The organism is Xanthomonas sp. GPE 39, from assembly GCF_000963005.1.
Taxonomy (GTDB): domain Bacteria; phylum Pseudomonadota; class Gammaproteobacteria; order Xanthomonadales; family Xanthomonadaceae; genus Xanthomonas_A.
The window spans coordinates 1,691,150-1,716,115 of sequence record NZ_JZHZ01000007.1 but is presented as its reverse complement, the minus strand read 5'-3'; the positions used below and the strand labels follow the sequence as shown (position 1 = coordinate 1,716,115).

Annotated in this window: 20 protein-coding genes; 14 read left to right on the top strand and 6 right to left on the bottom strand. The window is 62.7% G+C overall.

The features are described 5' to 3' along the window. Window positions 1-3: 3 nt before the first annotated feature. From XALGPE39_RS07210 to XALGPE39_RS07200, 3 genes are read left to right on the top strand one after another with little or no spacing between them, the layout of a single operon-like run. Window positions 4-1,350 carry a UDP-glucose/GDP-mannose dehydrogenase family protein gene (locus XALGPE39_RS07210; protein ID WP_045727593.1) on the top strand — a complete coding sequence of 449 codons (1,347 nt, stop codon included), beginning with the start codon at window positions 4-6 and terminating at the stop codon, window positions 1,348-1,350. After that, entirely contained in the window at window positions 1,340-1,576 is a 237-nt protein-coding gene (locus XALGPE39_RS07205) for a SlyX family protein (RefSeq protein WP_045727592.1), read from the top strand. The genes XALGPE39_RS07210 and XALGPE39_RS07205 overlap by 11 nt, the downstream gene beginning before the upstream one ends. Before the next feature lie 29 nt (window positions 1,577-1,605). Beyond that, complete coding sequence (locus tag XALGPE39_RS07200) at window positions 1,606-2,277, top strand: DUF2058 family protein (protein ID WP_045727591.1); 672 nt, start codon at window positions 1,606-1,608, stop codon at window positions 2,275-2,277. Between the two features lie 190 nt (window positions 2,278-2,467). Here the strand turns inward: XALGPE39_RS07200 and XALGPE39_RS07195 are convergent, their stop codons facing one another. Both XALGPE39_RS07195 and XALGPE39_RS07190 read right to left on the bottom strand, forming a co-directional pair. Continuing rightward, entirely contained in the window at window positions 2,468-3,175 is a 708-nt protein-coding gene (locus XALGPE39_RS07195; protein WP_045727590.1) for a superoxide dismutase, read from the bottom strand. A 363-nt stretch (window positions 3,176-3,538) separates the two neighbouring features. Next, window positions 3,539-4,891: an Nramp family divalent metal transporter gene (locus tag XALGPE39_RS07190; protein ID WP_045727589.1), complete on the bottom strand. Its 1,353-nt coding sequence runs from the start codon at window positions 4,889-4,891 to the stop codon at window positions 3,539-3,541. A 148-nt stretch (window positions 4,892-5,039) separates the two neighbouring features. Here XALGPE39_RS07190 and mntR point away from each other — a divergent pair, with 148 nt between their 5' ends. The 3 genes from mntR to orn all read left to right on the top strand — a co-directional run bounded on the left by mntR (window position 5,040) and on the right by orn (window position 6,666). Further along, entirely contained in the window at window positions 5,040-5,504 is a 465-nt protein-coding gene (gene mntR, locus XALGPE39_RS07185) for a manganese-binding transcriptional regulator MntR (RefSeq protein WP_045727588.1), read from the top strand. Beyond that, window positions 5,501-5,992 carry a tRNA adenosine(34) deaminase TadA gene (tadA, locus tag XALGPE39_RS07180; protein ID WP_045727587.1) on the top strand — a complete coding sequence of 164 codons (492 nt, stop codon included), beginning with the start codon at window positions 5,501-5,503 and terminating at the stop codon, window positions 5,990-5,992. Before mntR ends, tadA begins: the two co-directional genes overlap by 4 nt. A gap of 101 nt (window positions 5,993-6,093) precedes the next feature. After that, window positions 6,094-6,666: an oligoribonuclease gene (orn, locus tag XALGPE39_RS07175; protein ID WP_045727586.1), complete on the top strand. Its 573-nt coding sequence runs from the start codon at window positions 6,094-6,096 to the stop codon at window positions 6,664-6,666. A gap of 95 nt (window positions 6,667-6,761) precedes the next feature. Here orn and XALGPE39_RS07170 read toward each other — a convergent pair whose 3' ends face one another. Next, on the bottom strand, window positions 6,762-7,700 hold the full coding sequence (locus XALGPE39_RS07170) for a mechanosensitive ion channel family protein (protein WP_161795329.1): 939 nt from the start codon (window positions 7,698-7,700) through the stop codon (window positions 6,762-6,764). 19 nt (window positions 7,701-7,719) lie between these two features. Continuing rightward, complete coding sequence (gene ppsA / locus XALGPE39_RS07165) at window positions 7,720-10,095, bottom strand: phosphoenolpyruvate synthase (RefSeq protein ID WP_045727584.1); 2,376 nt, start codon at window positions 10,093-10,095, stop codon at window positions 7,720-7,722. 146 nt (window positions 10,096-10,241) lie between these two features. Between ppsA and XALGPE39_RS07160 the strand changes: the two genes are divergently transcribed. The 3 genes from XALGPE39_RS07160 (at window position 10,242) to XALGPE39_RS07150 (ending at window position 12,252) form a co-directional block, all read left to right on the top strand. Beyond that, on the top strand, window positions 10,242-11,063 hold the full coding sequence (locus tag XALGPE39_RS07160) for a pyruvate, water dikinase regulatory protein (protein WP_045729042.1): 822 nt from the start codon (window positions 10,242-10,244) through the stop codon (window positions 11,061-11,063). A 147-nt stretch (window positions 11,064-11,210) separates the two neighbouring features. Beyond that, on the top strand, window positions 11,211-11,717 hold the full coding sequence (locus tag XALGPE39_RS07155) for a DUF1249 domain-containing protein (protein ID WP_045727583.1): 507 nt from the start codon (window positions 11,211-11,213) through the stop codon (window positions 11,715-11,717). A 46-nt stretch (window positions 11,718-11,763) separates the two neighbouring features. Beyond that, on the top strand, window positions 11,764-12,252 hold the full coding sequence (locus XALGPE39_RS07150) for an 8-oxo-dGTP diphosphatase (RefSeq protein ID WP_045727582.1): 489 nt from the start codon (window positions 11,764-11,766) through the stop codon (window positions 12,250-12,252). Between the two features lie 299 nt (window positions 12,253-12,551). Here the strand turns inward: XALGPE39_RS07150 and XALGPE39_RS07145 are convergent, their stop codons facing one another. Next, entirely contained in the window at window positions 12,552-13,310 is a 759-nt protein-coding gene (locus XALGPE39_RS07145) for a 3-hydroxybutyrate dehydrogenase (RefSeq protein ID WP_045727581.1), read from the bottom strand. 155 nt (window positions 13,311-13,465) lie between these two features. Between XALGPE39_RS07145 and XALGPE39_RS07140 the strand changes: the two genes are divergently transcribed. The 5 genes from XALGPE39_RS07140 to XALGPE39_RS07120 all read left to right on the top strand — a co-directional run bounded on the left by XALGPE39_RS07140 (window position 13,466) and on the right by XALGPE39_RS07120 (window position 20,967). Then, window positions 13,466-14,080, top strand: coding sequence for a CDP-alcohol phosphatidyltransferase family protein (locus XALGPE39_RS07140; protein WP_045727580.1), 615 nt, complete (start codon window positions 13,466-13,468; stop codon window positions 14,078-14,080). A gap of 46 nt (window positions 14,081-14,126) precedes the next feature. Then, entirely contained in the window at window positions 14,127-15,209 is a 1,083-nt protein-coding gene (gene phaE / locus XALGPE39_RS07135; protein ID WP_045727579.1) for a class III poly(R)-hydroxyalkanoic acid synthase subunit PhaE, read from the top strand. Continuing rightward, a complete protein-coding gene (locus XALGPE39_RS07130; RefSeq protein WP_045727578.1) occupies window positions 15,206-16,282 on the top strand; it encodes a class III poly(R)-hydroxyalkanoic acid synthase subunit PhaC in 1,077 nt (358 codons plus the stop codon). The genes phaE and XALGPE39_RS07130 overlap by 4 nt, the downstream gene beginning before the upstream one ends. A 593-nt stretch (window positions 16,283-16,875) precedes the next feature. Then, window positions 16,876-18,510, top strand: coding sequence for a hybrid sensor histidine kinase/response regulator (locus tag XALGPE39_RS07125; RefSeq protein ID WP_045727577.1), 1,635 nt, complete (start codon window positions 16,876-16,878; stop codon window positions 18,508-18,510). 96 nt (window positions 18,511-18,606) lie between these two features. Further along, a complete protein-coding gene (locus XALGPE39_RS07120; RefSeq protein WP_045727576.1) occupies window positions 18,607-20,967 on the top strand; it encodes a Tex family protein in 2,361 nt (786 codons plus the stop codon). Window positions 20,968-21,007: 40 nt separating this feature from the next. Here XALGPE39_RS07120 and XALGPE39_RS07115 read toward each other — a convergent pair whose 3' ends face one another. After that, entirely contained in the window at window positions 21,008-24,964 is a 3,957-nt protein-coding gene (locus tag XALGPE39_RS07115; protein ID WP_235429769.1) for a PAS domain S-box protein, read from the bottom strand. Between the last annotated feature and the right edge of the window lie 2 nt (window positions 24,965-24,966).

Genomic DNA, 24,966 nt, shown 5'->3' with positions numbered 1-24,966 from the left:
TGCGTGCGTGTCGCGATATTCGGAACCGGCTATGTCGGCCTCGTCACCGGAACTTGTCTGGCCGAGGTCGGCCACCATGTAGTCTGTGTCGACATCGACCAAGCCAAGGTAGATGGGCTCAACGCGGGGGTGGTTCCGATCTACGAGCCGGGTCTCTCGCCGATGGTCAAGGCCAATCACGCCGCACGCAGACTGTCGTTCACCACCGATGCGGCAAGCGCCATCGCGCATGGGGATATCGTGTTCATCGCCGTCGGCACGCCGCCGGACGAGGATGGAAGTGCCGATCTGCAGTACGTGCTGGCGGTGGCGCACACCATCGGCCAGCACATTCAAGTGCCGACCATCGTGGTCAATAAATCCACGGTTCCGGTTGGCACCGCCGACAAGGTGAGCGCTGTCATCGCTGCGCAATTGCAAGCGCGTGGCGAGACAGTCGAGTTCGATGTGGTGTCCAACCCGGAGTTCCTCAAGGAAGGCGACGCGCTCGCCGACTGCATGCGCCCGGACCGCATCGTGATCGGTAGCAGCAAGTCGACCTCGGCGAGCCGCTTGCGCCGTCTCTATGCGCCGTTCAACCGCAACCATGACCGTATCGTGGAGATGGACGTGCGCTCGGCCGAACTGACGAAGTACGCGGCCAATGCGATGCTGGCGACCAAGATCAGTTTCATGAACGAGATCGCCAACATTGCCGAGCGGGTCGGTGCCGACGTGGAGCGAGTGCGCCAGGGCATCGGTTCGGATCCGCGCATCGGCTGGCACTTCATCTATCCGGGTGCCGGCTATGGTGGTTCGTGTTTTCCCAAGGACGTGCAGGCGCTGGCGCGCACCGCGCAGCAGCATGGCCACACGGCAAAATTGCTGGAGGCGGTGGAGGCGGTCAACGAGGCCCAGAAGGGCCACTTGTACGCATTGATCCAGCGCCATTACGGTACCGCGCAGGGCGTGGCCGGCAAGACCTTTGCGGTGTGGGGACTGGCGTTCAAGCCCAATACCGACGATATGCGCGCAGCCTCCAGTCGTCGATTGCTGGCGCAGTTGTGGCAGGCTGGTGCCAGTGTGCGTGCCTACGATCCTGAGGCGGCCGAGGAGGCCAAGCGTATCTTCGGCGAACGTGCCGATCTGACCTTCTGCCGCGATGCTTTCCAGGCCCTGGAAGGTGCCGATGCGTTGGTGGTGGTCACCGAATGGAAGCAGTTCCGCAGTCCCGATTTCATGCGGATGAAGGAAATGATCGCCGACGCAGTGGTGTTCGACGGCCGTAATCTCTACGATCCGCAGGAAATGGAGGGTTTCGGCTTGGCTTATTACGGTATCGGCCGTGGACGTTCGATCCATGCAGCATGATGTCTCTACCCAGGAGAGGCTGTTGGAAAACCGTCTGATCGAATTGGAGACGCGCCTTTCCTTCCAGGAACAGGCGTTATCCGAATTGAGCGATGCGTTGGCCGAGGCGCGTGCCGAAAGCCAGCGTAACGCGGCGTTGCTGCGTCATTTGCTTGAAGATTTGGGCAAAGTGCGCAGCACGCTATATGCCGATTCCTCCGACGAACCGCCGCCGCCGCATTACTGATCCCCCCGAATCGATCCGATCCCGTCCCGATGAGCGATACCCTCCGCGACCAATTGCTTGGCCTGGGTTTTAAGCCCGCGCCCAAACCCGAACGCCAGGCTCCGTCTGCCGCGCCACCGTCGTCACGTGGGCGGTCGGGGCAGCGACCGGTGCCTGCCGGAGGGCGCGGCGAACGTGCGTCCGGTGCGGCACCGGCCACCGGCAAGCCTGGCAATAAGCCGGGGCGGCCGCATGCTGGCAAGGTACAGTCGGTCAGCCAGCCATCGCGTCGTCGCGAGGACATCGATCTGGCCAAGGCCTATGCGATTCGCGCCCAGCGTGAGAAGGACGAACGCATCGAGGCGGAGCGGCGTAAGCAGGAAGAAGCACGACTGCGTCGCGAGGCCCGGGCCAAGCTCGACGAGCTGCTCAAGGGGCAGGCGCTGAATCAGGCCGAGGCCGATATCGCCCGGCATTTCCCTTATGGCGGCAAGATCAAGCGCATCTACGTCACCGCCGACCAGCTCAAGTCGCTCAACGCCGGTGAATTGGGCGTGCTGCAGCAGAATGGCCGCTATCTGTTGGTGACTGCGGCACTGCTGGATCAGGCGGAGGCGATCTTCCCGGCGGCGGTGGCGCTGCGAGTGGATCCGAACGCAGCGGCCGAGGAAGACCCGTATGCCGATCCAAAGTATCAGATCCCCGACGATCTGGTCTGGTGACCTCGCGGCGTTTGCTGAGCTGCCGCACGCGGTCGGCAGTATGTGACATGTACGAAGCCCTGCATGAGCACATCGCTCAGTTCGGTGTTCGTGCCGCACTTGCAAGTTGCGCCTGCTCAGGTCCCGGATATGGCGTATGCCGCGATAGCCGCATTACCTGAGCAGAACGCTGCTGTCATGACATCGCTAATCAATGCTTGCCGACGGCTTTCTCGAAGCGTGCGTTGACCTGATTCCAGTTCACCACCGACCACCATGATTTGATGTAGTCGGTGCGTTTGTTCTGGTATTGCAGGTAGTAAGCGTGTTCCCACACATCCAGTGCCAGCAGCGGCGTGCCGTGCTCGGCGACGACGTCCATCAGTGGGTTGTCCTGATTGGCCGTGGTGGTGATGGCGAGTGAACCATCTGGTTTGAGGATCAGCCATGCCCAGCCAGAGCCGAATAATTTCCCGGCCGCTTCGGCGAATTTGGTCTGGAAGGCGGCTTCCGAGCCGAATGTCTGCACCAACTTGGCTTTGAGTGCGGGCGAGGGACTGCCGCCTTTGCCGACCGGTGCCATCAGCGTCCAGAAGAGGCTGTGGTTGTAGTGACCACCGGCATTGTTGCGGACTGTCGTGTCGTAACGCGAGATGTGAGCCTGGATGTCCTCCAGCGAGGTCGTCGCCAGGTCCGGATAGTCTTTCACCTTTTCATTGAGATGGTCCACGTAAGCCTTGTGATGGCGGTCGTGGTGGATTTCCATCGTTCGCGCATCGATGGCTGGCTCCAAGGCTGCGTTCGCATACGGTAGTGGTGGAAGCGAGAACGGTGCCTTGCCGGTATCTGCGGCGAATGCAAGGTTGGTGGTGGCCAACAGCGCGGTCATGCATAGGGTTTTTAGGGTGAAGTGTTTCATCGTCTGTCTCTTCTCCATTGGCTGGGCGCGTACTGCCGTGGTGCCCACGGTCTGTCGCTGTCATGCGTATCGTTGCGATATTCTGCGTGAGCCAGTTCTGTGTCGGTAGACGATTTGACATGCCGACTAGCAATAGCAAAAGCATGGTGGGCGACCATCAACATGACGATCACGCGAAAACGCCGATCAGACGCGATGCGTTGTGGTCGGGCTGGTCGCGGCGCAGGTTCCGGCATCGATGCGGTTGTGGCGATCAGGCGTGCATCGTGGATGCCGGATTACGGCTGTAGAGCGGTGTTATCTGTCCGCGGATTCGTGAAGACGATGCCTGTGTGCGGCACTGCGGCTGCGGTGTCGCAGTGCTCAATGCAGCCAGATGTCCGCCAGCAGCTTCACGTTCAACACCACAATCAGTCCGGCGATGGCCCAGGACAACCAGCCCAGCCAGCGCCGTACCACCAATGGGCCCATCTTGTGTTTGTCGGTGACGAAGCGCACCAGCGGAATGACCGCGAACGGCAGTTGCATCGACAGTAATACCTGACTGAGCACCAGCAACTTGGCGGTGCCCTGTTCGCCATACAACCAGGTGACCACGATCACCGGGATGATCGCCAGGCCACGGGTCAGCAGGCGCCGTGTCCAGGCCGGCAGGCGCAGATGTAGGAAGCCTTCCATGACGATCTGTCCGGCCAGCGTGGCCGTCACGGTGGAGTTGATGCCCGACGCCAGCAGTGCCACTGCAAACAGCGTGGAGGCCAGGCCGACGCCGAGCATCGGTGCCAGCAGTTGATGGGCTTGTTCGATTTGTTCGACGTCGGTGCGGCCATGCGCATGGAACACGGCGGCGGCCAGGATCAGGATCGCGGCGTTGACGAACAGGGCCAGGCTCAGCGCGATGGTGCTGTCGGTCAGCGCCCAGCGCAGCGCGGAACGGCGGCCCTGATCGCTGCGCTCGTAAGCGCGGGTCTGCACGATCGACGAGTGCAGGTACAGGTTATGTGGCATCACCGTCGCGCCGATGATGCCGATGGCCAGATACAGGGCGGCGGGGTCGGTGACGACTTGTGCGTGCGGGACGAAGCCGGCCAGCACTTCGCGCAACGGCGGCGCGGCCAGCGCGATCTGCGCCAGAAAGCAAACGAAGATCACCCCCAGCAAGGCGATCACGAATGCCTCCAGGGCGCGGAAGCCACGACGCATCAAATGCAGCACCAGCAGTGCGTCGATGGCGGTGATGATCGCGCCAAGAGTGAGCGGGATGCCGAACAGCAGCTTCAGCGCGATCGCGGTGCCGATCACTTCAGCCAGGTCGCAGGCGACGATGGCCGCCTCGCAAGCCAGCCACAGCAGGATGTTCACCGGCTTGGAGTAGTGCGCGCGACAAGCCTGTGCCAGGTCGTGGCCGGTGGCGATGCCAAGCCGCGCGGCCAATCCTTGCAGCACGATCGCCATCAGGTTGGAGAGCAGGATCACCGAGAGCAGCAGGTAACCGAAGTGCGAGCCGCCCGCGATGTCGGTCGCCCAGTTGCCGGGGTCCATGTAGCCGACGGAGACCATGTAGCCCGGTCCCAGGAAGGCCAGGAAACGCCGCCATCCGCGTCCGTTCCCAGGTACGGCGACGCTGGCATGCAGGTGGCCCAGCGTGGGACGCGCATCGCCGCTTGTCGTGGGCAATGGGCTGGCGGAGGTGGGCAGGGAGAGGGGGTCGGCCATGGCAACGGGCGCAGCGACGAAGTATGCGTCATTATATAGCAGATGCTATATGCTTTAGCATTGGTAAATTAAATCGCTGCGATAGCCGCGATTTCGGCCAGAATAGACAGGTGGCCGGCATGCGCCGGCACCGGACAAGGGCGTTGCGATGCAGAAAAGCGGGAAGTCGATGGTGCCGGTGGCGGCACTGCTCGATGCCGAAGTGCAGGTCGAAAGCTTCCGTCAGGTGCGGCAGGCGCACCGCCTGGAGCTGATCGAAGACTATGTGGAACTGATTTCCGATCTGCTCGCCGATGGCGGCGAAGCGCGGCAGGTGGATATCGCCGCGCGCCTGGGCGTGGCCCAGCCGACGGTGGCCAAGATGCTCAAGCGCCTGGTCAAAGGTGGTTGGGTGGTGCAACGGCCCTACCGGGGGGTGTTCCTGACCGCCGAGGGCGAGGCACTGGCCGCAGCCAGCCGGCAGCGGCATCAAACGGTGGAACAGTTTCTGCTCGCGCTGGGCATCGATGCGGATACGGCGCGCCGCGATGCAGAAGGCATCGAACATCACGTCAGCGAGGCGACGCTGGCGGTATTCGCCGAGTTCGTGCGCAGCCACGGCGCGTTGCGATGAGCGACGGCGAGCAGGCGCGCGACGAACGCTGGATGCGCCATGCACTGGCGCTGGCCGAGCGCGCCGAGCGCGAATTCGGTGAGATCCCGGTTGGTGCGGTGTTGGTGTCGGCCGAGGATACGGTGCTGGGCGAGGGGTGGAATCTCAACATTGCCGAGCACGATCCCAGCGCGCATGCGGAGATCGTGGCGTTGCGACAGGCGGGCCGCCGGCTGGGCAACCATCGTTTGCCTGGCAGCACGCTCTACGTGACCCTGGAGCCGTGTGCCATGTGTGCGATGGCGCTCGTGCACGCACGTGTGGCGGAACTGGTTTACGCCGCCGCCGACCCGAAGACTGGCGCCTGCGGCAGCGTGTTCGATCTGCTGGGCGATCCACGCCACAACCACCGTGTACAGGTCCGCAGTGGCGTGCTGGCGGCGGTGGCCAGCACGCGGCTGACCAACTACTTCCGCGCTAAACGCGGCAAGCCGCTGGTCGGCGGCTGAGCCTGCGCGCCCCTGCCGGTGTCGCAGGCCACGCGGTATCATGAAAGCACGATACGTACACTCTCGCGCGGCAGTGCCGTTGCGAACGATAGGATGGTGATATGGCGCAAACCCACGCGGCGAACGATCGACTGATCTGGATCGATCTGGAAATGACCGGTTTGGATACCGAAGGCGATTCGATCATCGAAATCGCCACGGTGGTCACCGATGCGCAACTCAACGTGTTGGCGGAGGGGCCGGAGTTCGCCATCGCGCATCCATTGCAGACGCTGGAAGCGATGGACGAGTGGAACCGCAATCAGCACCGTCAGTCCGGGCTGTGGCAGCGCGTGCTCGATAGCCAGGTTGGTCTGGCACAGGCCGAGGCGCAGACGATGGCGTTCCTGACACAGTGGTGCAAGCCTGGCGTCTCGCCGATGTGCGGTAACTCGATTTGCCAGGATCGGCGCTTCCTGCACCGGCAGATGCCACGACTGGAGCGTTTCTTCCACTATCGCAATCTGGACGTGTCCACACTGAAGGAGCTGGCGCGGCGCTGGGCGCCGACGGTGTCCGCCGGGCTCGTCAAGACCTCCTCGCATACCGCGCTCAGCGACGTGCACGACTCCATCGCCGAACTGCGTTACTACCGGCCGTTCATGGGCACGTTGGGCGGGCAGGACATCGCCTAAGAGTCGCTTCGCGACGTTTTGTTAGCCACGCTAAGGCCTGCTTCGTATCGGCAGGCCCGCGCGATCTAGGCGCAGTTGTCGTTTTTGCGTCCAGATCAGGGTGTCTGTGGCGGCTCGGCCGTGCTGCCGCCTTGATCGATGACGCTCTTGCGCAACAGCTCGGCGATCAGAGTCCCATCGGCGGCGTGGTGATACACGTGCAGGTCACGCTGTGGGTAGGGAATGCTGAGACCGTTCTCCAGCAGTTGGTTGCGGATCTGTTCCAGGGTGGTGCTCTTGGCGGTGCCGAAGTCGCTGTTTTTGGTATAAGCGAATAGCGTCAGATCGACCGTGCTTTCGCCGAGCTTGGCGACCTGTACGAACGGTGCTGGCGTTTTCAGGATGGTGGGATTGTTCTCGGCGATCTGCACAAGCAGGTCTTGCGCTTTCTTGAGGTCGTCGCCATAGCCGACGCCGACGGTGATCTCCAGACGCCGATTGGGCAGGGTGCTGTAGTTGACGATCGGTGCGGTCGTGATCGTGCTGTTGGGCAGGGTGACCATACGCTCGTCGAACGTGCGCAGGCGGGTCTGGAAGATACGGATCTCTTCCACCACGCCTTCCTGGCTGGCCACCACGACATGATCGCCGTCGCGTATCGGCCGCAGGACGATCAGCATCACGCCCGAAGCGATGTTGGACAGTGAGTCCTTCAGCGCCAGGCCGACGCCCAATCCAGCGGCACCGAGTACGGTGAACAACGAGGTCGGCGGTACCCCGATTTTCTGTAGTGCGCTCACCAGCACCAGCACCAGCATCAAGGCATAGCTGAGGTTGCGCAGAAATTTACTGAGCGTGCTTTCCACTCCAGCGCGTAGCAGCGCATGTTGTAACCACAGACTCAGCCGCTTGGCGATCCACATCCCGGCGATCAGGATGAGCAACGCCACTGCTAAGTTGAGCGCATATCGAGCCCAATCCAGTTGTGTCCAATCGAACGTGGGCGTTGTTGGCGCAACCGAAGAAGTGCCCGTGGCCGCTGCCCATGCCGTCATCCATCTGCCTGCCATTGCCTTAACCTTCGTGCTTGCGCTTGGCCAGCCGCAGCCAGGTATCGACCACCGTGTCCGGATTCAGCGATACCGACTCGATGCCTTCCTGCATCAGCCACTCGGCCAGATCGGGATGGTCCGACGGCCCCTGGCCGCAAATGCCCACGTACTTGCCCTTGGCCCGTGCGGCCTGGATCGCCATCGACAGCAGTTTCTTGACCGCTGGATTGCGCTCGTCGAACAGGTGCGCCACGATCGAGGAATCGCGGTCCAGCCCCAGGGTGAGCTGGGTCAAATCGTTGGAGCCGATTGAGAAGCCGTCGAAGATGTCGAGAAATTCCTCGGCCAGCAAGGCGTTCGATGGCACCTCGCACATCATGATGATCTTCAGGCCGTTCTCGCCCCGGCGCAGTCCGTTACCAGCCAGTGCCTCGATGACTTTGCGGCCTTCTTCCAGGGTGCGCACGAACGGAATCATCACCCACAGATTGTCCAGACCCATGGTGTTGCGAACCTTGAGCACCGCTTCGCATTCCAGTGCGAACGCGGCGGCGAAACTCGGATCGACGTAGCGGCTGGCACCACGGAAGCCGATCATCGGGTTTTCTTCATGCGGTTCGTAGTGATTGCCACCGATCAGGTTGGCGTACTCGTTGGATTTGAAGTCCGACAGGCGCACGATCACCGGGTGCGGTGCGACCGATGCGGTCAAGGTGGCGATGCCCTCGGCCAGGCGGTTGACGTAAAAGCTGACCGGATCGGCGTAGCCGGCGATCTTTGCATCGATCTTTTGCCTGGTCGCCGCGTCTTGCTTGGCGTAGTTCAGCAGTGCGTTGGGGTGGATGCCGATGTGCGCGGCAATGATCATCTCCAGTCGCGCCAGGCCGATGCCGGCATTGGGGAGTTGGCCGAAATCGAACGCGCGCTCCGGGTTGGCCACGTTCATCATGATCTTCAAGGGGGCCGGTGGCATGTTGTCCAGATCGGTGCTGATGCGCTCGAACGGCAGGCGTCCGCTGTAGATGTAACCGGTGTCGCCCTCGGCGCAACTGACGGTGATGTCGCTGCCGTCGGCGATCAAACTCATCGCGTTGCCGGTGCCGACTACCGCCGGCACCCCCAGTTCGCGCGCGATGATCGCCGCGTGGCAGGTACGCCCGCCGCGGTTGGTGACGATGGCCGAGGCGCGTTTCATCACCGGCTCCCAGTCAGGGTCGGTCATGTCGGCGACCAGCACGTCGCCGGGCTGCACTCGATGCATGTCGTCCAGGCTGCGCACCACACGCGCGACACCAGCGCCGATTTTCTGGCCGATGGCGCGGCCTTCGGCAATCACATCGCCGCGCTGTTGCAACACGAAGCGTTCGATCCGGGTGGCATGTCCGCGCGATTTCACCGTCTCTGGGCGCGCCTGCACGATGAACAACTTGCCGCTGACACCGTCTTTGGCCCACTCGATGTCCATCGGACGTTGGTAGTGTTGCTCGATCACCAGCGCCTGTCTGGCCAGCTCCTGCACGTCCTCGTCGCTGATCGAGAAGGTGTTGCGCAGTGCCGCCGGAGTGTCTTCGATGCGTACGCGTTCGCCGGGCACCTCGGAATACACCATGCGGATCGCCTTGCTGCCGAGTGAGCGACGCAGGATCGCCGGCTTGCCGGCCTTCAGTGTGGGCTTGTAGACGTAGAACTCGTCGGGGTTGACCGCGCCTTGCACGACCATTTCGCCGAGGCCGAAGCTCGCGGTCACGAACACCACTTCGCAGAAGCCCGATTCGGTGTCGAGCGTGAACAGCACGCCGGATGCGCCGACGCCCGAGCGCACCATCAGTTGCACGCCAGCGGACAGGAACACGTCCTCGTGCTTGAAACCATGGTGTACGCGGTAGGCGATGGCACGGTCGTTGTACAAGCTGGCGAACACCTCCTTGACCTTTTGCACGACAGCGTCGGCGCCGCTCACGTTGAGGAAGGTTTCCTGCTGACCGGCGAAGCTGGCATCGGGCAAATCTTCGGCGGTGGCCGAGGAGCGCACGGCCACTGCGACCTCGCCACCACCGTTGTCGTTGCATAGCTTGAGATAGGCGTGACGAATGGCCTGATCCAATGCGGGTTGCAGCGGCGCGTCAATGACCCAGTCGCGGATTTCCTTGCCGGCGGCGGTCAGCGCAGTGAGGTCTTCTACATCCAAGGTGGCGAGCTTGTCGAAGATACGTCGATCAAGCGCGTTGTGTGCGACGAACGCCTTGAATGCGTCTGATGTGGTGGCGAAACCGCCCGGTACCGACACGCCCAATCCGGCCAGATTGCCGATCATTTCGCCGAGAGAGGCGTTCTTACCGCCGACGCGGGCCAGATCGGTCAGGCGCAACTCATGCAGCCAAAGAATGTTCTCGTTCAAGTGCGAGGCTCCGTCTTGGCCATCACCCGAGGCGGGCTGAACAGCCGCATCCGTGAGAAAATACGCCGTATCATGCAGCGCATCCGCACATCCGCACAAGCGCAATGGAGCGTGTCCTTTGCGTGACAGCCAGGAACATGCAGACCATGTCGACGATCCGGCCGGTATTCTACGTCTCCGATGGAACCGGTATCACCGCTGAAACCATTGGGCATAGCTTGCTGACCCAGTTCACCGGTTTCAATTTCGTCACTGACCGCATTGCATTCGTCGACGATGCGGAAAAAGCCCGCGAGGCGGCGCAGCGGATCCATGCCACGGGCGAGCGCTATCAGGTGCGGCCGATCGTGGTGAATTCCTGCGTCGACCCGCGCTTGAGCATGCTGCTGGCCGAAAGCGGAGCGCTGATGCTGGACGTGTTCGCACCGTTTATCGAGCCACTGGAGCGCGAATTGAACGCGCCGCGGCACGCAAGGGTGGGGCAGGCGCACGGCATGGTGGATTTCGAGACTTATCATCGCCGCATCAATGCGATGAATTTCGCCTTGACCCATGACGACGGCATCGCGCTGACTTACGACGAAGCCGATCTCATCCTGGTGGCCGTCTCGCGCGCTGGCAAGACACCGACGTGCATCTATCTGGCGCTGCACTATGGCGTGCGTGCGGCCAATTATCCGTTGACCGATGAAGATCTGGATCACGACCGTCTACCGCCGCGTCTGCGCGCCTATCGCAACAAACTGTTCGGGCTGACCATCGACCCAGAGCGCTTACAGCAGATCCGCCAGGAACGGCGGCCGAATTCGCGCTATGCCAACCTGGAGACGTGCCGGCGCGAAGTCGCCGCAGCCGAGAGCATGTTCCGCATGGAGCGGATCCCAACCTTGAGTACGACGCATACCTCGATCGAGGAGATTTCCAGCAAGGTACTGACCACCTTGGGGCTGCAGCGGGAGATGTTCTGAGGGCAGGTTCAGCGATACGGGCCTGAGCGGCGCAGAATCTGGCTGAACCGGCGCACTCGCGTTCGCGAAGTGGGTTTCCACGGTAGGCCGGCTGGTCCGATCCGTCAATGCTGCCGCTTACACCCTCCAGCGTGTACGATCGGGACCATGCCGCACGCCCTGACCCGTAGCGAACGTATCCCCCGGCTGAGCCGATTTGCCTGGCTGATGGGGTTGTATGCCGAGAATTATCAGCATCTCAATCGCCTGTTCGCGCCGGCCGATCTGGTCGTGGGCAGTTATCTCTCCAGCATCGGCGACGGTCTGGACCTGCGTCTGGACGTGATCGAACACCATCGCTACACCGTCGAACTGCGCATCACCTACGACCTGTGCGATCCGGTGACTGGCGAACCGGATCCGTCGGCCTATGTGCGCCTGTATCGCGACGCACGCCAGGCCGAAACCACCCATTGCTATGTCGGTCGCCGCTGGCAGGACGTCATGGGCTTGTATCCGCCGCCAGCGGAGCTTATAAGCCACCGCATGCGCATGAATACGTTTCTCAGCAAGTGGCTGGACTACCTGGCCGAGCGCGGCCATGGCGTGGCCACATTGAAGCCGGCGCCGCCGCTGCCACGCCTGCGACACGATACGGCCGCTCCCGCAGTCTAAACGCCGATACGGCATACTGTGCCACAGCCCATCGCTCCGCCAGCGCATGCCTTATACCCCGATTGTCGCCACCCTCGGCTACGTGCTTTCTCCCGACCGCTCCCAGGTGTTGCTGGTGCATCGCAATGCGCGGCCCGGTGACCAGCACTTGGGCAAGTACAACGGCCTCGGCGGCAAGGTCGAGGCGGACGAGGATGTCTTGGCCGGAATGCGCCGCGAAATCCGTGAGGAAGCCGGCATCGAGTGCGAAACCTTGCAGTTGCGCGGCACTATCAGTTGGCCGGGCTTCGGCAAGCAGGGCGAGGACTGGCTGGGCTTCGTGTTCTTGATCGATGCCTACAGCGGCGAACCCTATTCCGAAAATGCCGAGGGCAGTCTGGCCTGGGTGCCGGTGGCGCAGATGGCGACGCTGCCGTTGTGGGAAGGCGACCGCCATTTCTTGCCGTTGGTGTTCGACGACGATCCGCGTCCTTTCCATGGTGTCATGCCTTACCGCGATGGACGCATGCTGTCCTGGCGCTATTCGCGGGTGTGAGCTGCACATCGGTGTCGGCGCGCGCTGGTTGTCCACAACGGCTGTGGATCGATGCCGGACAAGCTTGTGGGCAACGTCGACAAGTGACTGAAATTGCTAGTCGTATACGGTGAGTGGTGAAAAAATCGGCAGACATTGGCGTGGTTCTCCACAGCGGCTGTGGATGGAATCGCCGCAAGTCTGTGGATAAGCACGGCCCTGTGTTGCTGCGTAAGGCGAGTATCGGCGTTGGCGAAAATAGCGCCAGGGCGGCCACAAGAGCGCGGCCGCCTTCCCCACAGCGACGGGGATGACTGCAACTACTGCGCCGTCCAGCCACCATCGATGGCGATGGTCTGTGCGGTGATATTGCGCGCGGCAGGCGAGGCGAGGAATGCCACACAGCCGGCCAGTTCGTCGTAGTCGATGAACACCCCCTTGGGCATCGGCTTGAGCATCACCTGCGCGACCACGTCGGCTTCGGAAATGCCGCGCGTGCGGGCCTGGTCGGCGATCTGCTTGTCCACCAGCGGCGTTTTGACGTAGCTGGGGCAGAGCGTGTTGATGGTGATGTCGGTATCGGCGGTTTCCAGTGCGATCACCTTAGAAAACCCGACCAGCCCGTGCTTGGCCGCGACATAGGCGCTCTTGTACGGGCTGGCGACCAACGAGTGGATGCTGCCGATATTGACGATGCGACCGAAACCGCGCGCGCGCATGCCCGGCAACACCGCCTGGGTCAGGCACGCCACGCCGGTGAGCATCACTTCCACCAGCAGGCTCCACTTGTCCATCGGGAAGTCCTGCAAGGGTGCCACGTGCTGCAACCCGGCATTGTTGACCAGCACGTCCACTGGTCGCGACAACGCGGCCAGGGCCGCCTCGATGCTGGCCGCGCTGCCAACGTCCAACGCCACCGCCTCGGCCGAACCGCCAGCCTCACGCAATTGCGTGGCCACGCTGGCAGCGGCGGCGGCGTCGAGGTCACTGACCACGATATGGTGGCCACTGCTGGCGAGTTCGCGGGCGATGCCAGCGCCAATGCCGCTGGCGGCGCCGGTGATCAGGACAGTCTGCATGGGGCGTACCTGTGCGGGAGTAGGGCGTCCAGCGTAACAGCGCAACGCGACAAGCCGCAGCGGCGGCGCTCGCCAGTGCGGCGGCGGCACGCTACTCTGTATTCGTCCATTAGGACGTCTACGTCGAATCCGCCACACATGCCAATGACATGTCGATGAAACGTCATTTTTCGATGTTGCGCGAGTTCCGGCTGGCCGATTGGTTCACCCTCGGCAATGCCTTCTGCGGGACTGGCGCGGTGTTCGCGGCGATGCGTTTTCTGCAGGATGGCCGATGCAGCGACCTGCTCTTCGGCATGGCGCTGATTCCATTGGCGTTCGTGTTCGATGCCCTGGATGGCCGGGTGGCGCGTTGGCGCAAGTCGGCCTCCACTCTGGGGCGCGAGTTGGATTCGCTGGCCGACGTGATTTCCTTCGGCGTCGCTCCGGCGGCGTTGGCCTACGCCTGCGGCATGCAAGGTGGCTGGGACTGGCTGGTGCTGAGCTTCTTCGTGTGTTGCGGGGTCAGCCGTCTGGCACGCTACAACGTCACCGCCGAGCAACTGGCCGGCGATGACGACAAGGTCCCGTATTTCGAAGGTACCCCGATTCCCAGCAGCCTGGGCTTGGTGATCGTGCTGGCGATCGCCGCGCATCTTGGCCGCATCGGCGATGCACTGTGGTGGGGCCAATGTCGCCTGGGCCCTTGGTTACTGCACCCATTGGTGTTGCTGTTCGCGTTGTCTGGGTCGCTGATGATCAGTAAGACCCTGCGCATTCCCAAGCCCTGAGCGGCGACGTATTGCTATCATCGCGAACCTGCTTGGGAGAGTGGCGATGAAAGCTAGCGGCGGCACGAGCCCCGGCGATTTCGAAGCAATGGCACGGCAATACTGGGGCGCCTGGAGCGCCATGCTGCAGCATGGGAGCACCGCAGCGGCGGCCGCGCCCATGCGCGAGAGCGGGTCCTGGCGCGAGGCCATCGATGCCTGGGCGCAATGGCTGCCGAGTGGCACGTCAACGCAGGCAGAGGACGCGGTTGCAAAGTTCCAGCAGCACGCCTGCGCTTGGCTTGGCGCGATGCAGCAAGTGGCCGCCAGCTTCGCCGGGCGTGATGCCAGCAGTGCCGAGGTGGCCGATGCCTGGAAGCTTCAGGTGCAGAGCCAACGCGAGCAATGCCTGCAGTGGTTGCTTGGTTCGCTGCGTGGCGCCACGCTCGACCCGTGGCTGCAGCAAACGGCGCAGTGGATGCAGAGCCTGCAACGCGATAGCAGCCCATGGCTGCAGATGCCTGGATTCGGCCCCGCCCGCAACCATCATGCGCGTTGGCGGGCGCTGACCAAGGCGCAGCAGGAGTATCTGGCACAGTCGCAGGCTTATCTGGCGCTGCTGCATGCGGCCATCGACCGCGCGTTCGCTGTGTTCGAGGAGAAATTGCGCGCACACGAGGACCCAGGCCGGCAATTGACCAACGCGCGGGCGATGTTCGACCTGTGGATCGACGCCGCCGAAGAGGCCTATGCGGCGGCGGCGTTGTCGCCGCAGTTCCAACAGGTCTACGCCGATTTCGCCAATGCGCAGATGCGGTTACGGGCGTTGCTGCAACGCGAGCTCGAGCAGGTCTGCGAGCAAATGGGCTTGCCGACGCGTACCGAGCTGGATGCCGCGCATGGCCGCATCGCCGATCTGGAGCGACGCCTGCGTCGGCTGGAGCGCGGCGCGGGGCAGGGTGCTGGCACGGCGCATCCGCCAGCAGCGGAGCGTGCCTCAGCCGCCGCCCTCTCGACGCCTCCGGCCGCGCCGGCTAAACGCGCCGCATCCAAGAAGGCACCGGCGAAGACGGCTCAGGCCATGCCGTCGGCACCTGCCAAAGCGCACCGTGGCCTCGGTGCGTCGCCGCCACGACGGAGCCGTGCATGAAGGGGCCGTTGAGTTTCAGTAGCGAGGATCTGCTGCAAGAAACCCTGGAGCTGCAGCGCAAGCTGCTCGAAGGTATGCGCGTACTGCCCGGCCTGGACGAGGTGCAGTACGGGGCCACTGCACGCCAGCAGGTATGGCGCGATGGCAAGGTCGTGTTGTATCGCTTCCTCGGCAGTCAAGCACCGACGGCCAAGGTGCCATTGCTGATCGTGTATGCCCTGGTCAACCGCCCGTACATGGTGGATTTGCAGGCTGATCGTTCGCTGGTCCAGGGTCTACTGGCTCTGGGCGAGGATGTGTATGTGCTGGACTGGGGCTACCCTGATCGATCCGAGCGCTACCTGACCCTGGAAGATTACTTGCTGCGTTACATCGACGGTGCGGTGGATCATCTGCGCGGCAGCAACGCCTGTGCGCCGGTGAATGTCCTGGGTATTTGTCAGGGCGGCACGTTTTCGCTGTGCTATGCCGCATTGCGACCGGAGAAAGTGCGCAATCTGGTCACGATGGTGACTCCGGTGGATTTCCACACGCCGGACAACATGCTCTCGAACTGGGTACGTCAGCTCGACGTGGACCTGCTTGTGGATACCTTGGGCAATGTACCGGCCGATATGATGAACGTCAGTTACCTGATGCTCAAACCATTCCGGCTGAATCTGCAGAAATATGTCGGCCTGCTCGACATCCTCGACGATCCGCAGGCGCTGGAGGATTTCCTGCGCATGGAGAAGTGGATCTTCGACTCGCCGGATCTGGCGGGCGAGACGTTTCGCGAATTCGTCAAACAGTTCTATCAGGACAATGCGCTGGTGCATGGCCGCGCCCGGATCGGCGAGCACACGGTGGATCTCGCACAGGTGACGATGCCGGTGCTCAACGTCTACGCCGAGCAAGACCATCTGGTGCCGCCGGACGCCTCGCGTGCGCTGCGTGGGGTGGTCGGTAGCCACGACTACGCTGAACTGAGTTTCCGTGGTGGACATATCGGCATCTACGTCTCTGGCCGCGCCCAGCGTGAAGTACCGTCAGCGCTGCATCGCTGGCTGGCCGAGCGCGACGGCGGACATTGAGGTTGCCGTCTGCCGTGGTTCGCCCATTCGGCAGCGCCCCGACCAGCGTTTCATGCCGAAATGCCCGACTTGCGCCGTTCACCACGTTGGCTGCACTTGCCCCGGCGGTGAACACGCCAGGTGGACGGTGGCGATCTGCTCCAGGCGCTTCCAGAGAAGTTGTTGGCTTGGTTAATTTTATGTGATTTTTGGAATTTACCCGTAGAGCAATATCCCTGGATGGGCTTTGGTGCAGAACTTCCTCACATGGCGCTGTGTAGTGTGCACGTCGGCTCCACTGAGTTCCCGTTAGAGGAAACCTGATTTCTGGTTGCTGTTGATATCGGCCGTAGCAATGGTGGTGAGAAGCAACTGCTACCTCAGCACTGGCGCATGTCCATGAAAGACACCAAGCGTGGATCTGAGATTGACGTCGAGTGTCTGCTCTAGCTGAGCAAGCGGCAGTCAAGGATCATGGTGCTGGAGTCATTGCAAGACAATATTCTTGTGAGGCGTTTGCATAGGTATGATTCGCGTTGACCCCGGCGTGCGAACCCTGGGGTGGTCGCCCGCCTAGTCGGGCCAGCGATGGTTCGCATCGACCTGTCCCGACCATGTCCGCATCCGACTCCAGCCCCCCCCATTCTTTGCTTGCAAGCGTCGACCCGGACGCACCTGATGCCGGGTCCAGCCGGCGCAGCGATATCTTCTTCGCGGCGGTGCAGACCACGCGCATGCCGATGATCGTCACCGATCCGCACCAGGCGGATAACCCGATCATCTTCGTCAATCGCGCGTTCCTGGAGATGACCGGCTACAGTCAGGAGGAGCTGATCGGCAATAATTGCCGCTTCCTGCAAGGGCCCGACACAGATCGTGAAACCGTGCGCAGCGTGCGCGATGCCATCGCCGCGCGCACAGAAGTGGCCGTGGAGATCCTCAACTACCGCAAGGATGGTTCCAGTTTCTGGAACGCGTTGTACATCTCTCCGGTCTACGACGAGCGTGGCGAGCTGGTTTACTTCTTCGGTTCGCAATTGGATGTCAGCCGTCGCCGCGATGCCGAGGATGCCTTGCGTCAGGCGCAGAAGATGGAGGCTTTGGGTCAGCTCACCGGTGGTATCGCGCACGATTTCAACAACCTGCTGCAGATCATGTCCGGTTATCTGGAGCTGATCGAAAATGCGGTGCAGAGCGAACCGGCCACTTCGCCATTGTTGTCCAAGAGCGTGGAGCGTGCCCGCGATGCCGCCAGCCAGGCAGCGCGGTTGACCCAACAATTGTTGGCGTTCGCGCGCAAGCAGAAGTTGGAAGGACGCGTACTCAATCTCAATACGCTGGTAGCGGGGATGAGCGATGTGGCAAAGCGCACTCTCGGCGAGGGCATCGCATTTTCGCTGGAACTGGCCTCGGATTTGCGCAACTGCCGGATCGATCCGACCCAGGCCGAGGTCGCGTTACTAAACATCTTGATCAACGCACGCGATGCGATGGCCGAGCAGCCCGTGCCGCGCTTGGTGATCCATACCCGCAATGTGTCGGTACGCGTCAACGAGCCGACGACCTACGATAATTTGCTGCCCGGTCACTACGTGTGCGTATCGGTCACCGATAACGGCAGCGGTATGCCGCCGGAGGTGCTGGCCCGTGTGCTGGATCCGTTCTTCACCACAAAGGACGAAGGCAAGGGGACTGGACTGGGCCTGTCGATGGTCTATGGCTTTGCCAAGCAATCCGGTGGGGCGGTGCGCCTGTATTCCGAAGATGGCCATGGCACCACCGTGCGCTTGTATTTCCCGATCGACGACAACGTCGAGAACATGGCGCCACGCGACTCGCGCACACGCCGCCCATTCGATCGTCAGGGCGACGAAACCATCCTGATCGTGGAGGACCGGCCGGACATCGCCGACTTGGCGCGCCTGTTCCTCGAAGACCAGGGCTACATCACGCATGTGGTGTACAACGCGCGCGAAGCACTGGCGCTGATCGATACCGGCATCCACGTGGACTTGTTGTATTCGGATCTGATTATGCCCGGTGGCCTCAATGGGGTGATGCTGGCGCGCGAGGTGCGGCGTCGACGCCCGCGTATCAAGGTCTTGCTGACGACCGGCTATGCGGAGTCTTCGATCGAGCGCACCGATGCCGGTGGCAACGAATTCGAAGTGCTGGCCAAGCCCTACAACCGCCAGGAACTGACCCGTAAGGTCCGCATGGTGTTGGACGGCCCGAACGGAGTGAGTTGAGCGCGACAGGTCTGCGTGCGCCTGTCAACGGGTTCCCCGGTGGCGTGCGCACTGCGAAAATAGCGGTTTTCCGCAAGGCGGCTTCGGCCGGACGCAATGCAAGACACTCAGCTCGCCCAGCAGATCGCCAACACCATCGCCGTGGAGATCGGTGCGCAGCCAGCGCAAGCGCGCGCTGCCATCGCGCTGCTGGATGAAGGTGCCAGCGTCCCGTTCATCGCGCGCTATCGTAAGGAAGTCACCGGCGGCCTGGACGACACCCAGCTACGCAATCTGGAAGTGCGTCTGGTCTACCTGCGCGAACTGGAGGAGCGCCGCGCCGCGGTCCTGAGCAGCATCGCCGAGCAGGGCAAGCTCAGCGATGAGCTGCGCGCGGAAATCGTCGCCGCCGACACCAAGTCGCGTTTGGAAGACCTCTACCTTCCATACAAGCCCAAGCGCCGCACGCGTGCGCAGATCGCCCGCGAGGCTGGGCTGGAACCGCTGGCCGATGGACTGCTGGCCGATCCGTCACAGGTGCCGGAAACCGTTGCCGCCGGTTTCGTCGATGCAGACAAAGGCGTGGCCGACGTCAAGGCGGCGTTGGAAGGCGCGCGTGCGATCCTGATGGAACGCTGGGGCGAAGATGCGTCGTTGGTCGGCGAATTGCGTACCTGGTTGAGCGAGGTCGGGGTGATCCGCGCTCGCGTCGCCGAAGGCAAGGAGCAGGAAGGGGCCAAGTATCGCGATTATTTCGATCACGCCGAAGCTCTGGCGAAAATTCCCTCGCACCGCTTGTTGGCCCTGTTTCGTGCGCGTCGCGAAGATATCGTCTCCCTGGAACTGGATCCGGGCAGCGACGCCGACGCTGGCCATCAGTACGCCGAGGGGCGGGTCGCATTGCGTGCGGGGATCGCCAACCAGGGCCGGCCCGGCGATCGCTGGCTGCTCGATGCCTGCCGCATGACCTGGCGTGCCAAGCTGCACATGCATCTGCTGCTGGATCTGTTCAATCAGGCGCGCGAAAAAGCCGAGGCCGAGGCCATCGCCGTGTTCGGCGACAACCTGCAGGATTTAATGCTGGCCGCGCCGGCCGGTCCGCGCGTGACCTTGGGGCTGGACCCGGGTATCCGGACCGGCTGCAAGATCGCGGTGGTCGATGCCACCGGCAAGCTGCTCGCCACCGAGACGATTTATCCGCACGAGCCGCGCCGGCAATGGGATCAGGCGTTGCACACCCTCAAGCAGTTGTGCACCCAGCATGGCGTGGAACTGATCGCCATCGGCAACGGCACCGCCAGCCGCGAGACCGATAAGCTGGCGGCGGATTTGATCAAGCACAATCCGCAACTGTCGCTGGAAAAGATCGTGGTCAGCGAGGCAGGGGCATCGGTGTATTCGGCCTCGGAATTTGCGGCAAAGGAGTTCCCGCAATTGGACGTATCGCTGCGTGGAGCGGTGTCAATCGCGCGGCGTTTGCAGGACCCGTTGGCGGAACTGGTCAAGATCGAGCCGAAAGCGATCGGCGTGGGCCAGTACCAACACGACGTGGACCAGTACCGCCTTGCGCGGGCATTGGATGCCAGGGTGGAGGACTGCGTCAACGCGGTGGGTGTGTACGTCAATACCGCCTCGGCGGCACTGCTGTCGCGGGTGTCGGGGCTTTCCTCCAGCGTGGCCGAGAACATCGTGCGTCATCGCGACGACAATGGTCCGTTCAAGCGCCGCAAGGAACTGCTGAAAGTGTCGCGGCTGGGCGAGAAGACCTTCGAACAGTGCGCCGGCTTCCTGCGCATTGCCGATGGCGAGGAACCGCTGGATGCCTCGGCAGTGCATCCGGAAGCCTATCCGGTGGTGGAGCGCATCGTCGGTGCCACCGGCAAGCCGATCAAGGCGCTGATCGGCGATGGCAGTTTCCTGCGTAGCCTCAAGCCGGATCAGTTCACCGACGCGACGTTTGGTTTGCCGACCGTGCGCGACATCCTCAAGGAACTTGAAAAGCCGGGGCGCGACCCGCGTCCGGAGTTCAAGGCCGCACGTTTCGCCGACGGCGTGGAGGACATCAAGGACCTCAAGCCGGGCATGGTGCTGGAGGGGGTGGTCAGCAACGTCGCCGCTTTCGGTGCATTCGTCGATATCGGCGTGCACCAGGATGGCCTGGTGCATATCTCCGCCTTGTCGGACAGCTACGTCAAGGATCCGCGTGAGGTGGTCAAGGCCGGCGACATCGTCAAGGTCAAGGTGCTGGAAGTGGATGTGGCGCGTAAGCGCATCGCACTGACCCGGCGCCTGGACGACACGCCGGCGCCGACGCGGACAGGCGAACGCGACGGTGGCGCACGCGTGCCGGTCGATGCGGCGCGTCGCGAGCAACGCGATGGCAACAGGGGCGGCGGTAATGCCAAACCACGGCAACCTGCCATCGCACCGGCCAACAACGCCCTGGCCGACGCGTTCGCGCGGGCAAAGCGCGGCTGAAGTGCAGACGCTGGCTGCCGCGCGATCTTGGCAGCCAGACTCAGGCTGGTTCGGTCTTGGAGTTGGAGTTGGAGCCTTGTTCGGTCACTGGCGGTGGCGTCACCAGCGAAGCCGCCAGTTCGATCAACTTCACCGGATCCACGGGTTTACCCAGGTGTGCATCGAAGCCGGCTTCCAAGGCCAGCGCACGATCTTCGCTGCGCACGTAGGCGGTCAGTGCGATTGCGGGAATGCGGCTGGTCGGTCCGGCCCCGCGTGCGCGGATGCTGCGAATCAGGCTATGTCCATCGCGGCGCGGCATGCCCACGTCGCTGATCAACAGCGCATAAGGGCGCTCGCGCAACAGTGCCTCGGCGTCGTCGGCGGAGACTGCGGTTTCCACGGTCGCACCGGCTTCCTGCAAAAAGCGCTGGGTGACGCCGCGAGAATCCATATCGTCGTCGACCACCAACACGCGGACTCCATCCACACGAATGCCGCCAGGACGCAATCCACCACTGGTGATCGCGCTGCCGTCTTGGCTGCTGATGTGATCCAGCCCATGCAGATCGTTACGCGGCAATAGCAGGGTAAAGGTCGAGCCCAGGCCCAGGCCATCGCTGCTGACCGACAATTGCCCATGATGCAGTTCCGCCAATTGCTTGGCGATGGCCAAGCCCAGGCCGAGTCCACCGGCACTGCGGGTACTGCTGGCATCGGCCTGACGGAAGCGATCGAACACGTGCGGCAGAAACAGCGGTTCGATACCCAAGCCGGTATCGCTGACTTCGATGCTCATATGGGTGCTGCTGTTGCTCAGCGTCACCGTGATCTTGCCTGTGCTGGGAGTGAACTTGATCGCATTGCCGATCAAATTGGTCAACACCTGCTGCAGGCGTACCGTATCGCCCAGATACGGGGGGAGCGGCGCGCTATGCGGGATCAGCGCGATATCCACGCCCTTGTCTTCGGCGCTGGGCCGGGCTGCGTCGATCGTTTCGCAGATCAGAGCGTGCAGATCCAATTCTGTCGGTTCCAGGCGGACCTTGCCGGAAAGAATCGCGCTCATGTCCAGCAAGTCGTCGATGATCTGCGCCTGGGTATGGGCGCTGCGCTCGATCACTTGCAAGCCCTTGCTGAGATCTTTTTCGCGCACCGCCGTCTCCTGCATGAGTCGCGCCCAGCCCAGGATCGCATTGAGTGGGGTACGCAGTTCGTGACTCAATGTGGCTAGGAATTCGTCTTTCATGCGGCTGGCGCGTTCGGCTTCGCTGCGCGCATTCTGCTCGGCGTCGAGCAGTTGCTGCAGGCGCAGGTCGGTTTTACGACGTTCGATGATAATGCCGGCTAGGCGCGAGGCCGAGCGGGCCAGTTCTTGTTCGTTTGCATTGGGGTAGTGCACGAATGGGAAATACAGCGCGACCACGCCCAACACATCGCCATCGCTGGCGATGATCGGGGTGGAGCAGCAAGCGATGATGTCGGCTTCGACGGCCACGGTCAGATACTTTTGCCAGTGCGAATCCAGGCGGACATCGCTGCACAGGACCTGCCGGCGCAAGTGCGCCGCGCGTCCGCAGGAGCCTGTGTTGGCATCGATCGGTAGGCGATGAATGGCCTTGCGGAATCCGTCCGGCATGCTCGGTGCCGCGCCCACCAACAAGCATTGCTGGTGTTCGTCGACGAGCATGATGGTGCAGCGCAAGCCGACATCGCTCTGCGCTTCGATACCCCGCGTGATTGCTTCCAACACCGTGTTCAAGGGTTTTCCGGTGGTGATCATCTCCAGCGCCGAGCGCTCGGCGGCGGTGGCGTGTTCGATGCGCTTGCGTTCGGCGATGTCCATCAACGAGCCGATGAAGCCAAGGAACTGGCCCGATGAACTGAAACGAGGGCTCGCGGTATCCACACACCAGCGGTACTCGCCGTCGTGGCGGCGCAAGCGGTATTCGACCGTGTAGGCACGGCGGTCGTTTGACGCGCGTGCCAGCATGCGTCCGGTCGCGGCGACGTCGTCGACATGGACCTTTTCCAGCCAGCCGGTCCCCATTGCTTCCTGTTCGCTCTGGCCGGTGTAGAGGTACCACTGGCGGCTGATGTACTCGTAATCGCCATCGGCATTGGACATCCAGATCATGACCGGGGCGTTGTCGCATAGGTTGCGGAAGCGCAACTCGCTTTCCTGCAGGCGCTGTTCGACCATGCGGCGGTCGTGAATGTCGGTGTTGGTGCCGATCCAGCGCACGATCTGGCCAGCCTCGTCGCGGATCGCCAGGGCGCGCCCAAGGTGCCAGCGATAGTTACCGTCATGACGGCGCAGCGGATACTCGATTTCGTAGGGTTCGCCGCTACGCAAGGCTTCCGGCCACACCTGCATTACCCGCGCCAAACCTTCTGCGGTATGGATCTTGCGCCAACTCTCGTAACCGGCTTCGCCGACCGGCAGGCCGGTGTACTCGTACCAGCGTTTGTTGAAGTAGTCGACATGGCCGTCGGGCATGGCGGTGAATACGATCTGCGGCATTGCATCGGCCAACTCGCGCAGGCGTGCTTCGCTGCTGGCCAGTTCCGCTTGTGCGCTCGCCCGTTCGATCGATTCCCAGCAGCGTGCCGCCACCAGCCGCACCAGTTCGATTTCCGCCGACGTCCACACGCGTGGATGCGTTTGGTGCACGCTGATGACCGCAACCAGACGTCCTGCCTTGTGTAGCGGCGCGGTCAACACCGCGCGCAGCTCCAGCCGCTGCTGGTCGAGATCGTCCAAGCGCAGCGCAGGAGTGTGGGTTTGGGTATCGGCCACGACCCAGGGGCGGTTCTCGCGCAGGCAGTCGAGCAGATCGCTACCGAACTCACTCAGGCACGCGCGTCCGGTGCGGTGAGCGGCACCGTCGACGTAGTCAGCGCGGATATCGAAGGTGTCTTCGTCGGGGTCGACGATCGCGTAGGCGCAGCGGTTCGCGCGCAGATGCTTGCCGAGCATCGCCGCGCCGGTTTCGCAGATGGCCTCGGCGTTATCCAAATTCTGCAGCGTGTCTTCGAGCATCAGCAGGAAACTGTCGTGCGCCTGAGCACGAATCTGCTCGGTACGATCAATGCCGTGCACCAACACTCTGGTGACGTTGCCATCGGCATCGCGGATGGGCTGATAGACACAGTCCACATTGGTTTCCGACATCGCCCCGTGTGCGGTGCGGCACAGGTTGAAGGTCATCGACTTGCCGGTGAACGGTATGCCGCTGGCACGCACGCCGTCCAGCAATTCCAGCAAGCCTTGCTGGTGAACCTCCGGGATCGCCTCGGCCAGCGGCCGGCCGACCAGTTCGCGTGGCCCGATCAGTTCCTGATAGCGTGGGTTGACGCTTTCGATCACGTAGTCGGGGCCGCGTAAAATCGCCAGCGCGGCGGGGGATTGCTCGAAGGCATCGGCCATCTGGGTGCGTTGCACGTCCAGAGCCCTCAGCAGGCTATCGCGCTCGCGCTCCAGGGTGAGGTGCGTGGTGTCTTCCATGCAAACGCACAGCACACCGCCGATATCGCCGTGGTCGTCGTAGAGCGGGCTATGAGAAAAGGTGAAATACACCTGTTCGCTGTGGCCATTGCGCAGCAATGTCAAGGGTATGTGTGCGTTCCAAGTGGATTGGCCGGTAGCGAAGGCCTGTTCGGCCTGCGCCTTCATTGCTGGCCACACGTCCGGCCATGCCTCTTCAGCGGGGCATCCGAATGCAGCGGGATGACGTTGTCCCAGAAGCGGGATGTAGGCATCGTTGTATAGGCTGCTCATCCGCTCGCCCCAGCGGATCACCATCGGGAAACGCGACGTCAGGCAAATGGACAGGGCGGTCCGCAGGCTTTGCGGCCACCCTTCCATGTGGCCCAGTGCGTGGTTGGACCAGTCGATTCCGCGCAACAGTTCCCCCGTGACGCTGTCGGCAGGGAGCCTGACAGTAGGCGGTGAACGTTCGTGTGCGTTGATGGCGATGTTCCTCGAATCGAGCTTGCCGCGATGACAAGCTAGCAATC

Bases quoted from the DNA above. Each gene is read 5' to 3' on its own strand.
- phaE (WP_045727579.1), top strand. From the start codon at position 14,127: ATGAAAGCTAGCGGCGGCACGAGCCCCGGCGATTTCGAAGCAATGGCA.
- tadA (WP_045727587.1), top strand. From the start codon at position 5,501: ATGAGCGACGGCGAGCAGGCGCGCGACGAACGCTGGATGCGCCATGCA.
- XALGPE39_RS07200 (WP_045727591.1), top strand. From the start codon at position 1,606: ATGAGCGATACCCTCCGCGACCAATTGCTTGGCCTGGGTTTTAAGCCC.
- XALGPE39_RS07190 (WP_045727589.1), bottom strand. From the start codon at position 4,891: ATGGCCGACCCCCTCTCCCTGCCCACCTCCGCCAGCCCATTGCCCACG.
- XALGPE39_RS07145 (WP_045727581.1), bottom strand. From the start codon at position 13,310: ATGCAGACTGTCCTGATCACCGGCGCCGCCAGCGGCATTGGCGCTGGC.
- XALGPE39_RS07205 (WP_045727592.1), top strand. From the start codon at position 1,340: ATGCAGCATGATGTCTCTACCCAGGAGAGGCTGTTGGAAAACCGTCTG.
- mntR (WP_045727588.1), top strand. From the start codon at position 5,040: ATGCAGAAAAGCGGGAAGTCGATGGTGCCGGTGGCGGCACTGCTCGAT.
- XALGPE39_RS07150 (WP_045727582.1), top strand. From the start codon at position 11,764: ATGCCTTATACCCCGATTGTCGCCACCCTCGGCTACGTGCTTTCTCCC.
- XALGPE39_RS07130 (WP_045727578.1), top strand. From the start codon at position 15,206: ATGAAGGGGCCGTTGAGTTTCAGTAGCGAGGATCTGCTGCAAGAAACC.
- XALGPE39_RS07160 (WP_045729042.1), top strand. From the start codon at position 10,242: ATGTCGACGATCCGGCCGGTATTCTACGTCTCCGATGGAACCGGTATC.
- XALGPE39_RS07125 (WP_045727577.1), top strand. From the start codon at position 16,876: ATGTCCGCATCCGACTCCAGCCCCCCCCATTCTTTGCTTGCAAGCGTC.
- XALGPE39_RS07195 (WP_045727590.1), bottom strand. From the start codon at position 3,175: ATGAAACACTTCACCCTAAAAACCCTATGCATGACCGCGCTGTTGGCC.
- orn (WP_045727586.1), top strand. From the start codon at position 6,094: ATGGCGCAAACCCACGCGGCGAACGATCGACTGATCTGGATCGATCTG.
- XALGPE39_RS07170 (WP_161795329.1), bottom strand. From the start codon at position 7,700: ATGACGGCATGGGCAGCGGCCACGGGCACTTCTTCGGTTGCGCCAACA.
- XALGPE39_RS07155 (WP_045727583.1), top strand. From the start codon at position 11,211: ATGCCGCACGCCCTGACCCGTAGCGAACGTATCCCCCGGCTGAGCCGA.
- XALGPE39_RS07120 (WP_045727576.1), top strand. From the start codon at position 18,607: ATGCAAGACACTCAGCTCGCCCAGCAGATCGCCAACACCATCGCCGTG.
- XALGPE39_RS07140 (WP_045727580.1), top strand. From the start codon at position 13,466: ATGAAACGTCATTTTTCGATGTTGCGCGAGTTCCGGCTGGCCGATTGG.